Genomic DNA, 12,847 nt, shown 5'->3' on the forward strand with positions numbered 1-12,847 from the left:
GTTGCTCACTCCAGTCACCCTTGCCGGGCTTTTGTTCTTCGAAGAGCCAACAACCTGGTTCACCCCCGAATACCGCAAGTGAACCGTCAATCAAGGTCTACGTATTACTCGCTGACCACGCTGGGCGAACCCAGATTGGCCAGACGCACACTGTTCTGCACCTGGGCGATCTCACCCGACGAGCCGATCGGCCCCAGGCGTACCCGGTGCAGGGTCTGCTGATTGCGCACGATCGAACTGATGAACACCGGCGCGCTCACCATCCCGCTGAGCTTCGACCTCAGCAGCTCGGCAGCGTCCGGGTTGGCGAACGCGCCCACCTGCAGATACTGGCCAGACGCTGGTGCAGAAGCGTTTTTTTGCATCGATCTGCACCGGCACCACGGCCGCCGCGTGTTGCTGCGGTGGCGGTGTCCATTGCTCGACGGTGCCGGCCGACGCTGTAATCGCTGGCGCGCTATTCTGCGCTACTTGCGGCTCGTTGAGCATCAGCGGCGCCGGACGGCCCTTGGCTGCCCACCACTGTTGCGGATCGATGCCTTCGACCTTGACCCGCGCGGTGCCGGTTTCGGCATAGCCGAGTTTCTTCGCCGCCGCGTAGGACAAATCGATGATGCGATCGGAATAGAACGGCCCACGGTCGTTGACGCGCAGGATCACCGTCTTGTTGTTGTCCAGGTTGGTCACCCGGACGTAGCTTGGCAGCGGCAAGGTCTTGTGCGCAGCGCTCATGCCGTACAGGTCATACACTTCGCCGTTGGCGGTGTTCTGGCCATGGAACTTGGTGCCGTACCAGGACGCCGTACCTGAGGCCACGTAGGTCTTGGATTCCTGCAACGGGAAATAGGTCTTGCCCAGCACGGTGTAAGGGTTGGCCTTGTACGGGCCGGTGTGCAGGGTCGGTGTCGCATCGGGGATGCGCGAAACATCGACATCCCACCAAGGCGCGCCGTCTTTGTGCGCGCGATTGATGTCCAGGCCCGGTTGGGCGCGGACAGCGGTGGACGGGGATTTCTGCGTCGGCGTGCGGCTGGTCGTGCAACTGGCAACCAGGACTGCCAACGCAGCGAAAGCCACCAGCTTCAGGGGTTTATTGTTAGGCAATGCCTGCATTACTTGACGCCCCGTGCTTGTACCAGCTGTTCAGACAGTTGATGTACGGCCATGGCGTACATCACGCTGCGGTTATAACGCGTGATCGCGTAGAAATTCTGCAGGCCCATCCAGTATTCAGGGCCGTTGTCGCCTTCGAGGCGAAATGCGGTAACCGGCATATCATCGCGCAGCGCATCATGACTCGACCAGCCCAGCGCCCGCAACTCTGCGACCGTTTTCACCGGTTCGATACCGCTGGTCAGGCCTTCATCAGCCTGCTCGCCGCGTACATCGGCGCGGCTGACCACCGGCTCACCGGCGACCCAGCCATGGCGCTTGAAATAGCTGGCGACGCTGCCAATGGCATCGTCCGGGTTGTTCCAGATATTGATGTGACCGTCGCCGTCGAAGTCCACCGCGTAGGCGCGGAAGCTGCTCGGCATGAATTGCGGCAGCCCCATTGCCCCGGCGTAAGAGCCTTTGAGGGTCAGTGGATCGACCTGCTCTTCACGGGCCAGCAGGAGGAACTCACGCAGTTCCTTGCGGAAAAATTCGGCACGGGGAGGATAGTCGAAGCCCAGGGTCGATAAAGCATCGATCACGCGGAAATTACCGGTATTACGTCCGAAAAAGGTCTCGACGCCGATGATCGACACGATGACTTGTGCCGGCACGCCGTATTCTTGCTCGGCGCGGGCCAGGGTCGCCTCGTGCTGACGCCAGAAGTCGACACCCCGGGCGATGCGCGCGTCGGTGATGAACATCGGTCGATATTCGTTCCACTGCTTGACCCGTTCGGCGGGTTTGGAGATGGCGTCGAGAATCGACTGCTTGCGTTGCGCCTCGCGGAACACACCCATCAGTTGTTCACCGGCGAAACCGTAGTCGCGGGTCATTTCGCCGACGAATTCGGCCACCTGCGGCGAGCCTTCATAGTCGCCGGCCAGCGCTTCCTGCACGCTTCCCAGCAGGCCCACCAGGCCAACCAGCGGCGCGCATCGAGTCGCCCAGCCACGCATTACTTGCATTGCACTCTTCACCTTATTCAAACCTGTGCGATCCACTTGCGATGGGTATGGATCGACATCAAAACCCCAAACGCTGACAGCAGCGTCACCAGCGAAGTTCCTCCGTAGCTAATGAACGGCAACGGCACCCCCACGACCGGCAACAGGCCACTGACCATACCGATGTTGACGAAAACGTAAACAAAAAAAGTCATGGTCAACGCACCGGCGAGCAATTTGCCGAACAGCGTTTGTGCCTGGGCAGTGATCACCAGCCCACGACCGATCAACAACAGATAGATCAGCAGCAGCGCGCAAATCCCCACCAGACCGAACTCTTCGCCAAGCACGGCGATAATGAAGTCGGTGTGGCTTTCCGGGAGAAAGTCCAGGTGCGACTGGGTACCGAGCAACCAGCCTTTGCCGAATACGCCACCGGAACCGATCGCGGCTTTCGACTGGATGATGTTCCAGCCGGTGCCCAGCGGATCACTTTCCGGGTCGAGAAAGGTCAGGACCCGCTGCTTCTGGTAGTCGTGCATGACGAAAAACCACATCGCCACCGATACCGGCACCGCCGCCGCCAGCACGCTGAGAATCCAGCGCCAGCGCAAGCCGCCCATGAACAGCACGAAGGCGCCACCGGCTAAAATCAGCAACGAGGTACCGAGGTCCGGCTGGCGCACAATCAGAATGAACGGCACACCAATCAGCATCAGGCTGATGCCGACGTGCTTGAGCTGTGGCGGCAAGGTGCGTTTGGACAGGTACCAGGCGATGGTCGCCGGCATCAGGATCTTCATGAATTCCGAGGGCTGGAAGCGGATCACCCCGGGAATGTTGATCCAGCGCGTGGCGCCCATGGCGTTGTGGCCCATGATGTCGACGACGATCAGCAAGACCACGCCGATCACGTAACCGAGCGGTACCCAACGCGCCATGAAACGCGGCTCGAACTGGGCGATGACGATCATCGCCACCAGACCGATACCGAACGATGTGGCCTGCTTGCCGAGCAGATCCCAGCTCTTGCCGCTGGCCGAATACAGCACGAACAGGCTGCCGGCGGCGAGAATCAGCAACAGGATCAACAGCGGGCCATCGATATGCAGTCTTTGCAGCAACGTCGCGCGGCGACGCATCACATCCTCGCTGGAGAGCATGCGATCGAAGTTATTCATCACGGGCCGTGGCCTCCGCAGTGATTGGGCTGGCGTACTCGGCTTTGAGATGGCCGTCCTGGTCGAGCAACCAGGCGTCCATGACCTGGCGCACCACTGGCGCGGCAACGCCGGAACCGGACTCACCGTTCTCGACCATCACCGACACGACGATTTTCGGATCATCGGCCGGGGCGAAGCCGACGAACAAGGCGTGGTCGCGGTGGCGTTCCTGGACCTTGGAGCGGTCGTATTTCTCGCCCTGCTTGATCGCCACCACCTGCGCGGTACCGGACTTGCCGGCGATGCGGTATTGCGCGCCGATCGCCGCTTTGCGCGCGGTACCCCGGGCACCGTGCATCACTTGCTGCATGCCGTGGTTGACCTTGTTCCAGTCGGACGGGTCGCGCAGGACGATGTTTGGCATCGGGTTCTCATCCACCGGTTTCACCCCGTCGAGAGATTTGGCCAGGTGTGGACGGTTCCAGATGCCTTTGTTGGCCACCAGCGCCGTGGCCTGGGCCAATTGCAGCGGCGTCGATTGCATGTAGCCCTGGCCGATCCCGAGAATCAGGGTTTCGCCGGGAAACCACGCCTGTTTGCGCGTTGCTCGCTTCCATTCGCGCGATGGCATCAGGCCGGGGGATTCTTCGAACATGTCCAGCGAGACCTTCTGACCGATACCGAACTTGTTCATATAGGTCGACAGCCGATCGATGCCGAGCTTGTGCGCCAGGTCATAGAAGTAGGTGTCGTTGGACCGCATGATCGCCGTGTCGAGGTCGACGAAGCCGTCACCGGTACGGTTCCAGTTGCGGTATTTGTGGTCGTAGTTGGGCAGCATGTAATAGCCCGGGTCGAACACCCGGCTCGACGCCGTGACCACCCCGGCGTCAAGACCGGCAATCGCCACCGCCGGTTTGATCGTCGAGCCCGGCGGGTACAGACCGCGCAGCACGCGGTTGAACAGCGGCCGGTCGATGGAGTCGCGCAACTCGGCGTAGGCCTTGAAGCTGATGCCGGTGACGAACAGGTTCGGGTCAAAACTCGGCTGACTGACCATCGCCAGCACTTCGCCGGTTTTCGGATCGAGCGCCACCACCGCACCACGTCGCCCGCCCAGCGCGGCCTCGGCGGCTTCCTGCAACTTGATGTCGAGGCTCAGGACGATGTCCTTGCCGGGAATCGGATCGGTGCGTTTGAGCACGCGCAATACGCGGCCACGGGCGTTGGTCTCGACTTCTTCGTAACCGACCTGCCCGTGCAATTCCGGCTCGTAGAAACGCTCGATGCCGGTCTTGCCGATGTGGTGGGTGCCGCTGTAGTTGACCGGATCCAGCGACTTCAGCTCTTTCTCGTTGATCCGCCCCATGTAGCCCACCGAGTGCGCAAAGTGCGCGCCCTGCGGGTAATGCCGGACCAGTTGCGCGACCACTTCCACCCCGGGCAGGCGGAACTGGTTCACCGCGATGCGGGCGATCTGCTCTTCGGTCAGCTCGAACAGGATCGGCACCGGCTCGAACGGCCGACGCCCCTGCCGCATGCGTTTCTCGAAGATCACCCGGTCCTCGGGCGTCAGCTCCAGCACCTCGACGATAACGTCGAGCACCTGCTGCCAGTCGCCGGAGCGCTCGCGGGTCATGCTCAGGCTGAAGCTCGGCCGGTTGTCGGCCACAACCACGCCGTTGCGGTCGAAAATCAGCCCGCGCGTCGGCGGAATCGGCTGCACGTGGACGCGGTTGTTTTCCGACAGGGTCGAGTGGTACTCGTACTGGATCACCTGCAGGTAATACAAACGCGCGATCAGCACACAGATCAGCGTCACGATCACGATCGCGCCGAACACGACACGGCTACGCACCAGACGGGCGTCCTTTTCGTGGTCCTTGATGCGGATCGGCTGAGACATGAGGGCAGGCTTACTTGTGGTAAGGGTGGCCGGACAACACGGTCCAGGCACGGTACAACTGTTCGCCGATCAGGATTCGCACCAGCGGGTGCGGCAAGGTCAGCGGCGACAACGACCAGCGCTGGTCAGCGCGGGCACAGACTTCCGGTGCCAGCCCTTCCGGGCCGCCGACCATGAAGTTGACCGTGCGCGAATCCAGGCGCCAGCGATCGAGTTCGACCGCCAGTTGCTCGGTGCTCCAGGGCTTGCCGTGAACTTCCAGCGTGACGATCCGCTCGTTGTGCCCGACCTTGGCCAGCATGGCTTCGCCTTCCTGGCGGATGAAACGGGCCACGTCGGCATTCTTGCCACGGGTATTGAGCGGAATTTCCACCAGTTCCAGCGCCAGCTCGGACGGAAGACGCTTGGCATATTCATGCCAGCCTTCTTCCACCCACTTGGGCATGCGTGAACCGACGGCGATCAGGCGCAGTCGCACAGCAATCCCTTAGAACTGGTCTTTGTTGAGCTTGGTGAAATGCTCGTGGGTATTCTCCGGGCTGTGGTGCTTGGCGTCAGCAGCACGGCTTTGTTCGGCACCGGCCCACAGGCGCTCCAGATCGTAGAACTGACGCGCCGAGGCGGTCATCATGTGCACGATCACCAGATCGAGGTCGAGCAGTACCCAGTCGCTGTCGCCCTTGCCTTCTTCGCCCAGCGGCTTGGCGCCCTGCTTTTTCACTTCCTCGCGAACCTTGTCGAGCATCGCGTTGATCTGGCGATTGGAGGTACCGGTGGCGATGATCATGTAGTCAGTGATGCTCTGCTTGTCGCGCACATCGATGATCTGGATGTCCTGGGCCTTGACGTCTTCCAGCGCAGCGACGGCAATCTTGACCAGTTCGTCGCCCTTGAGCGGCTCGTTGGTGTTGACGGCTTCCGGCAGTGGCGCGCTCTTGAACGTGCCTTTGCGCTTTACTTTCGGTAGATCTTTATCAGTCATATGAAACTCGTTTTGCTCATGTATTCGGCGGCTTGGGGATACGGTGATTCGTATCAGTGAAGCACGCCTTGTTCAGTTCGACGCACGGTACAGACCGTGCGCATCGATGTAGGCCAGGACCGCGTCGGGCACCAGGAAACGTACCGACTTACCGCTGGCCAGCAGTTGACGGATCTGGGTGGCGGAAACCGCGAGCGGTGTCTGCCAGACGAATGCAATCTGTCCGCTCGGCCCTTTCAGGGCCAGCGGGTCGCTCACCGAACGCGCTGCCAGCAGGTTGCGCAAGGCATCCGGCGGTTCGCTGTCGGCGTCCGGGCGCTGTAGCACCAGGATGTGGCAATGCTGGAGCAACTCTTCCCAGCGGTGCCAAGTGGGCAGGCCGCAAAATGCGTCCCAGCCCAAAAGCAGAAAAACCTGGGTCTCGGCGGGCATCTCTGCGCGCAGCGACTCCAGGGTATCGATGGTCCAGGACGGCTTGTCCCGCTGCAATTCGCGGGCGTCCACCACCAACGGCGGCAATCCGGCCACCGCGCACTCGACCATCGCCAGCCGATCCTGCGCCGACACCTGCGGCGTCCCGCGATGTGGCGGGCGCGCGTTCGGCATCAGGCGCAACTCGTCCAGCGCCAGCGCTTCGACAACTTCCAGCGCGCCACGCAAATGACCGATGTGCACCGGGTCGAACGTACCGCCCAGCACGCCAATGCGCTGCGGGCGCGACTCGCTGCCGGTGTGCGGCGCTGTCAGGTCGAGGTCGGTCAAGTCAGACCGTCGCCTGGCCGCGCAACTGGCCATCGCCGACCACGATGTACTTCTCGCAGGTCAACCCCTCAAGCCCTACCGGGCCGCGGGCGTGCAGCTTATCAGTAGAAATGCCGATTTCGGCACCCAGTCCGTATTCAAATCCATCGGCGAAGCAGGTCGGGGTGTTGATCATCACCGAGGCCGAGTCGACTTCCGCCACGAACCGGCGGGTGTCGGCGAGGTTTTCGCTAACGATCGAGTCGGTGTGATGGGAGCCGTAATGGTTGATGTGCTCGATCGCCTGCTCCAGACCGTCGACCACGCGGATCGACAGAATCGGCGCCAGGTACTCGGTGTGCCAGTCGTCTTCGCTGGCCGCGACCGCTTCGATGATCGCCCGGGTGCGTTCGCAACCGCGCAGCTCGACGCCTTTTTCGCGGAACTGCGTAGCCATCGACGGCAGGAAATCCCCGGCGACAGCCTGATCGACCAGCAGGGTTTCCATCGCGCCGCAGATACCATAACGGTAAGTCTTGGCGTTGAAGGCAATGCGCTGGGCTTTGGCCAGGTCGGCGTGTTCGCTGACGTAGACGTGGCAGATGCCGTCCAGGTGCTTGATCACCGGCACGCGGGCATCGCGGCTGATGCGCTCGATCAGGCCACGGCCACCACGGGGCACGATGACGTCGACGTATTCCGGCATGCTGATCAGCGCGCCGACAGCGGCACGGTCGGTGGTTTCGACCACTTGCACCACGGCAGCGGGCAGTTCGGCCTCGGCCAGACCGCGCTGAATGCACGCGGCAATCGCGCGGTTGGAATGAATCGCCTCGGAGCCACCGCGCAGAATGGTCGCGTTGCCGGACTTCAGACACAGGCTGGCGGCATCGATGGTCACGTTCGGCCGGGATTCGTAGATGATCCCGATCACGCCCAGCGGTACACGCATCTTGCCGACCTGAATGCCCGACGGACGGAAGCTCATGTCGCGGATCGCGCCGACCGGATCCGCCAGTGCAGCAACCTGACGCAGGCCGACGATCATGCCGTCGATGCGTGCCGGGGTCAGTTCCAGACGTTCCAGCAGCGCCGGCTCCAGACCATTGGCGCGACCGGCGGCCAGATCCAGCTCATTGGCTGCGGCCAGCTCGGCGCGCGCGGCGTCCAGCGCATTGGCGGCAGCCTGCAAGGCGCGGTTTTTCTGCGCGGTGCTGGCGCGACCGATGACCTTGGAGGCAGCGCGGGCGGCGCGACCCAATCGGGTCATGTAGTCAAGAACGGACTCAGTCATGGTCTGCTGGGGTCTTGGCAAAGAGGAAAGCGGCAGATTATAGCTGTCGCGTCCCGGGACTAACAGCGGTGACGGGCGGATGGTCGAAATGAACTGCGTTTGGCCATCGTTCAGACGTAATTAAGCTGAGCGTTGTTATCATCACGGCCTCTTGAGCCTGGATAAACCCTGCCCATCATGACCAACGTGCCCCTTTGCCCCGAGTCCGCGCGCCTGCCCGTGGGCCTGCCGGACAGTTTTTTCGACCGCGACGCCCAAGTACTGGCGCAGGCGTTGCTTGGCAAAGTCATCCGCCATCGCGTCGGCGACTTATGGTTGAGCGCGCGAATTATCGAGACCGAGGCCTATTACTTCGCGGAAAAAGGCAGCCATGCCTCGCTCGGTTACACAGAAAAGCGTAAGGCTTTGTTTCTGGACGGCGGGCACATCTATATGTACTACGCCCGCGGCGGTGATTCGCTGAATTTCAGCGCGCAAGGTCCGGGCAATGCGGTGCTGATCAAATCCGCCTATCCGTGGGTCGATGAAGTCAGCGGTCCGGCGAGTCTGGCGCAAATGCTGCTGAACAATCCCGATGCCCAGGGACGGCCGCGTTCGACGCAGAAGTTGTGCGCCGGGCAGACCTTGCTGTGCAAGGCACTCGGTTTGAAAGTACCGATGTGGGACGCCAAGCGTTTCGATCATGAATTGCTGCTGGTCGAAGATACGGGGCCGGCCCCTTCTCACGTTATTCAAACCACCCGGCTGGGGATTCCACTGGGTCGCGATGAACACTTGATGTATCGCTTCGTTGACGCCGCGTATGCGCAATGGTGCACGCGGAACCCGCTGCGACGGGGTCAGGTCGAAGGCCGGGATTATATTCTTCTGTAAACGCTTACCCCTGTAGGAGCTGCCGCAGGCTGCGATCTTTTGATTCTGCTTTAAAGAGACAAGATCAAAAGATCGCAGCCTGCGGCAGCTCCTACCGGGATTATCAATAGTCTGGAGTTTTTCTGTATGGGCCCATGGCTCGATAGCATCACCGGATGGCTCGGCGCCAATCCACAGTGGCTGGCCGCAGCGGTGTTCATCGTTGCCTGCGTGGAATGTCTGGCGATTGCCGGGCTGATCGTGCCGGGCACGGTGCTGTTGTTTGCCGTGGCGGTACTGGCCGGCAGCGGCGCGTTGTCCTTGAGCGAAACGCTGCTGCTGGGCTTTCTCGGTGGCATCCTCGGTGATCTGATTTCGTATTTCCTCGGCCGCCATTTTCACCAGAACATACGCCGCCTGCCCGGGCTACGCCATCACCCGGAATGGATGGCCCGCGCCGAGTCGTACTTCCAGCGCTACGGCATCGCCAGCCTATTGGTCGGGCGCTTCATCGGCCCGCTGCGACCGATGCTGCCGATGGTCGCCGGGATGTGCGACATGCCCTTCCCGCGTTTCTTCGCCGTCAGCTTGCTCGCCGCCGCTGGCTGGAGCCTGGCTTATCTGTTGCCGGGCTGGGCCACGGGCGCAGCGTTCCGCCTGCCATTGCCTGAAGGGTTCTGGCTGGAGGCGGGGATCGTCGCCGCCAGCCTCGCGGTGATGGTCGGCCTGAGCGTCAACAGCAGCGTGCGTCGCCATCGTCGCGCGACGATCTGGATCGGCAGCATGAGTCTGTTGATCCTGATCAGTCTGTTCATCGGCTATCCCTACCTGACCGCGCTCGACAATGGCGTGATGACTCTGGTGCAGGAACATCGCCAGCCAGCGCTGGATGAAATCGCCGTGACGCTGACCCTGATCGGCGAATTCCGCAACATGTTGCTGTTCAGCGCCCTGCTCGTCGTGCTGTTGTTGCTGTGCAAGCAGTGGCGCCAGGCGGTGTTCGCCGGCGCCACCATGCTGATCACCGCCATGGCCAACACCGCAACCAAATACTTTTTCGCCCGAGTGCGCCCGGAAGTGCTCAGTGATCCCTTGACCACTTTCAGCATGCCAAGCGGCCATGCCTCCGGCGCGTTTGCCTTGTTCCTGACGCTGGGCGTGCTCGCCGGCCGTGGGCAGCCGCCGCGCATGCGCCTGACCTGGCTGTTGATTGCCTGCATCCCGGCACTGGCGATTGCCTTGTCGCGGGTCTATCTCGGCGCGCACTGGCCGACCGACATCCTCGCCGGCGCGATGCTCGCCAGTTGCGTCTGCGCCGGGATGCTGTGGTTGAGCCAACGACAGACGTCCCTCAACCCGATGCCATTCAAGATCTGGTGGCTGATCCTGCCTTCGATGATCGCGCTGTTCGGTTTCTTCGTGCTGCGTCATTTGCCTCATACGCTGTTGCGCTACGCCTACTGAACATCGACATGCAAGCACTGTTTGTTTCGCGCCGCTCTTTCGGAAAACTCCGACAAGAGCGGCGTTAGTTGCCTACTTGATCTTTCTCCTGCCCGGTTAAACTTCCACACTGAAACCGGCATAATTCCCTGCCCGCAACAAATATAAAACTGACGTTACACAAACAATTGAAACCGCACCAATATCGACTTTCATATCATTTAAAAAACGTTAGATTGAACTAGCCAATTAATTTCAATGTTGCTTCAGCCAGTTACAAATTGACATCGAAATTAAATTCATGAAACTTCGCTAGTTCAGAGCATTCAATGAGCCCCAAAATACCTCGCAAGCCAACTGCGACGATTACCCATCCATTTGATTCGAGCAATACTGCACCGCGCCGGAACGAGAACTTACCGCTTGATGGCGTTTCCGACTATTTTCGCCCTCCCACTCTTACCGATCTGGCAGTGCCAAACCGTACTGCGGATATTCACGTGCCCGGACCATCGTCGGCAATACAGGCCGTGGAAATCTCACGCATGCCGGCAACGGGCGCCGCTGCGCTGCAACCTGACAGGGTAAATAACTACTGGCTGTCGGAGGCTTTTCTGCACGGCATGAAGCCGGCCGATGCCGACGGGTTTCGCTGGGTGGTCGGCAGAAAATTTGCCGACGTAGAAGTAGACGGCCGATTGCAAACGACCCACGTCGGCCAGGATGAATCCGGAGCCTGGCGCAGCAAGCTGCTGACCGAGCGATTGCCCTCAGGCCCGCGCTTGTACAAAAACGCCGACAGCCCGACTTGGCGTCTGACAGAACAGGTCGCGCCGAAACGCCCGGCCGTGAGCGCAAGCGAACAACCCGACCAGGCATCGGCAGCCAAACGCCCGCGTCCGGTTGCTGCAGCGGTGCCGGTGGATCAACGCCGTTATCGCCCTTCGTGGCGGTCCCCGGACTCTCAGGGGTATCACGAAATGACACCCCGGCCGGGTACGAAGGACACCGATACCCGTTTCGCGCTGCGCGATGAGTTCGGCAATTTGATGCAAGTCGACGCACCGCAGGGCGGGTTCGGCGCGCAGCCTGCGCACTTGCGACAATGGACTGACCAACAGATCTGGCAACTCTACGGCTTGCATGGCCAGGACATCACTCGCTTCCGGGCGGAAGCACAGGCCACCGGCCGCCCACCGCAATGGGCCGAGGCGGCCAATACCGGCAACCCTGTCACCGACTTGCTGCGCAACACCCTGCGCTGGTTGCACCCGGCCATGACCTTGAAGGAGCGCGAAACGTTTCTACAGTCTTATAACCTGCTGCCGAACCAACTGACGCGATTACAGCAGGACCTGCAAAATCAATTGGCTATTCCGCCGTGGGCGCAAGCGCACAAGCGCCTGCTCGACGAACTCGACAACCCGCAACGCCTCGAGCAATTTGCCAGGGACGCCGTCGAGCAACTCAATCTCAAGCGCAACGCCCGCCACGATTGGTATCACCCTGAAAACAGCCTGACGTTCGAGGTGCGTGAAGCACTGTTGAAAAAACTCGGCTATCTGCGCAACAAAAACAACTGCCTGTATCGCACCGATATTCCGGCACTGTTTCGCGGTGACGAACGCACACCTTTCGAATTGGCCAACGACGGCACCATGCTGCCGCGCTACCACCATGAACCCGGCGCCACCACGCACAAACCCATCAGCGCGACGTTCAGCCTCAATGAAGGCCAGACGTATGCCAGCGCGCCTGATCCCGAATACCTGCGATTCAACAGCCAGACCCACAAATATCCCGGCCGCGACGCCAGTGACAGCAGCTCGGAGAGTGGTGCGAGCGACGCCAGCGATTCCAGCAGCAGCGCCTCCTCCGACTGGTCGGATGGCGACCGGCCGATTGCCTGGGATCACGAGCGCGGCTATCGATCCGAGCGCACTCGACAGACGGTCATGTTCCTGTACGCCCTGGACACCCGCCATCTGGAGGTCGTACCCCATGAAGAAAACATGATGTTCAATTCGACCGCCCGCGACACGCCGCCTACCTGGTTTCCCTCCGACGATTTTGAAGGGCTGATTTCAGTTACCCGCAGCGGACTGGACGCCGAGCGCATCTGGTTGCTCAACGCCGACCAGACCAAAGGCGCCAAAGTAACGGACATCAAGGACATGGCAGGTGCCCGTGCCGAACGCATCGAAGCTGCCACCCACGCCGGGCATGCCAACCACTTCGAGTACGACACGTTGATCGACCATGTCGAGGCAGCAGGTCTGCCCATTCTCAGACTGTCCGGCAATAGAAACGAATTTGGTCATGACATTGTCTGGCCGTGAAACCCCGGGATTGCCCGCACCATCG

At 61.2% G+C, this 12,847-nt stretch carries 10 protein-coding genes and 1 pseudogene; 3 read left to right on the forward strand and 8 right to left on the reverse strand.

All coding sequences use genetic code 11. The annotated features are described in order from the left end of the window. Window positions 1-104 precede the first annotated feature (104 nt). From ACZZZ4_RS05330 to ACZZZ4_RS05365, 8 genes and pseudogenes are all read right to left on the reverse strand, one after another. Window positions 105-1,113, reverse strand: a pseudogene (locus ACZZZ4_RS05330) (septal ring lytic transglycosylase RlpA family protein). After that, the gene (gene mltB, locus ACZZZ4_RS05335) at window positions 1,113-2,123 is read right to left on the reverse strand and encodes a lytic murein transglycosylase B (RefSeq protein ID WP_039761819.1); all 1,011 of its coding nucleotides are present in this window, start codon (window positions 2,121-2,123) and stop codon (window positions 1,113-1,115) included. The pseudogene ACZZZ4_RS05330 and the gene mltB overlap by 1 nt, the downstream one beginning before the upstream one ends. 17 nt (window positions 2,124-2,140) lie before the next feature. Next, window positions 2,141-3,244, reverse strand: a complete 1,104-nt coding sequence (gene rodA / locus ACZZZ4_RS05340; protein WP_051600793.1) for a rod shape-determining protein RodA — start codon at window positions 3,242-3,244, stop codon at window positions 2,141-2,143. Window positions 3,245-3,275: 31 nt separating this feature from the next. Next, window positions 3,276-5,171: a penicillin-binding protein 2 gene (mrdA, locus tag ACZZZ4_RS05345; RefSeq protein ID WP_434766831.1), complete on the reverse strand. Its 1,896-nt coding sequence runs from the start codon at window positions 5,169-5,171 to the stop codon at window positions 3,276-3,278. A gap of 10 nt (window positions 5,172-5,181) precedes the next feature. Further along, entirely contained in the window at window positions 5,182-5,649 is a 468-nt protein-coding gene (rlmH, locus tag ACZZZ4_RS05350; RefSeq protein ID WP_011063671.1) for a 23S rRNA (pseudouridine(1915)-N(3))-methyltransferase RlmH, read from the reverse strand. 9 nt (window positions 5,650-5,658) lie between these two features. Further along, window positions 5,659-6,153, reverse strand: coding sequence for a ribosome silencing factor (rsfS, locus tag ACZZZ4_RS05355; RefSeq protein WP_016773024.1), 495 nt, complete (start codon window positions 6,151-6,153; stop codon window positions 5,659-5,661). Between the two features lie 72 nt (window positions 6,154-6,225). Further along, a complete protein-coding gene (nadD, locus tag ACZZZ4_RS05360) occupies window positions 6,226-6,948 on the reverse strand; it encodes a nicotinate-nucleotide adenylyltransferase (RefSeq protein ID WP_024014451.1) in 723 nt (240 codons plus the stop codon). Beyond that, window positions 6,917-8,188 carry a glutamate-5-semialdehyde dehydrogenase gene (locus ACZZZ4_RS05365; RefSeq protein WP_463547383.1) on the reverse strand — a complete coding sequence of 424 codons (1,272 nt, stop codon included), beginning with the start codon at window positions 8,186-8,188 and terminating at the stop codon, window positions 6,917-6,919. The genes nadD and ACZZZ4_RS05365 overlap by 32 nt, the downstream gene beginning before the upstream one ends. Before the next feature lie 177 nt (window positions 8,189-8,365). Here ACZZZ4_RS05365 and ACZZZ4_RS05370 point away from each other — a divergent pair, with 177 nt between their 5' ends. The 3 genes from ACZZZ4_RS05370 (at window position 8,366) to ACZZZ4_RS05380 (ending at window position 12,822) form a co-directional block, all read left to right on the forward strand. Beyond that, the gene (locus tag ACZZZ4_RS05370) at window positions 8,366-9,061 is read left to right on the forward strand and encodes a DNA-3-methyladenine glycosylase (protein ID WP_463547384.1); all 696 of its coding nucleotides are present in this window, start codon (window positions 8,366-8,368) and stop codon (window positions 9,059-9,061) included. A gap of 126 nt (window positions 9,062-9,187) precedes the next feature. Continuing rightward, window positions 9,188-10,504 (forward strand): bifunctional DedA family/phosphatase PAP2 family protein, encoded by a 1,317-nt coding sequence (locus tag ACZZZ4_RS05375; protein WP_463547385.1) that lies wholly within the window; start codon window positions 9,188-9,190, stop codon window positions 10,502-10,504. A gap of 524 nt (window positions 10,505-11,028) precedes the next feature. Continuing rightward, window positions 11,029-12,822 carry a hypothetical protein gene (locus ACZZZ4_RS05380; protein ID WP_463547386.1) on the forward strand — a complete coding sequence of 598 codons (1,794 nt, stop codon included), beginning with the start codon at window positions 11,029-11,031 and terminating at the stop codon, window positions 12,820-12,822. Window positions 12,823-12,847 lie beyond the last annotated feature (25 nt).

Source organism: Pseudomonas sp. AC252, assembly GCF_979258105.1.

What these genes read in the sequence shown, in the direction of transcription:
- ACZZZ4_RS05370 (WP_463547384.1), top strand. Translation starts at nt 8,366, where the DNA reads ATGACCAACGTGCCCCTTTGCCCCGAGTCCGCGCGCCTGCCCGTGGGC.
- rsfS (WP_016773024.1), bottom strand. Translation starts at nt 6,153, where the DNA reads ATGACTGATAAAGATCTACCGAAAGTAAAGCGCAAAGGCACGTTCAAG.
- mrdA (WP_434766831.1), bottom strand. Translation starts at nt 5,171, where the DNA reads ATGTCTCAGCCGATCCGCATCAAGGACCACGAAAAGGACGCCCGTCTG.
- rodA (WP_051600793.1), bottom strand. Translation starts at nt 3,244, where the DNA reads ATGCGTCGCCGCGCGACGTTGCTGCAAAGACTGCATATCGATGGCCCG.
- ACZZZ4_RS05365 (WP_463547383.1), bottom strand. Translation starts at nt 8,188, where the DNA reads ATGACTGAGTCCGTTCTTGACTACATGACCCGATTGGGTCGCGCCGCC.
- mltB (WP_039761819.1), bottom strand. Translation starts at nt 2,123, where the DNA reads ATGCAAGTAATGCGTGGCTGGGCGACTCGATGCGCGCCGCTGGTTGGC.
- ACZZZ4_RS05375 (WP_463547385.1), top strand. Translation starts at nt 9,188, where the DNA reads ATGGGCCCATGGCTCGATAGCATCACCGGATGGCTCGGCGCCAATCCA.
- nadD (WP_024014451.1), bottom strand. Translation starts at nt 6,948, where the DNA reads ATGGCCAGTTGCGCGGCCAGGCGACGGTCTGACTTGACCGACCTCGAC.
- ACZZZ4_RS05380 (WP_463547386.1), top strand. Translation starts at nt 11,029, where the DNA reads ATGCCGGCAACGGGCGCCGCTGCGCTGCAACCTGACAGGGTAAATAAC.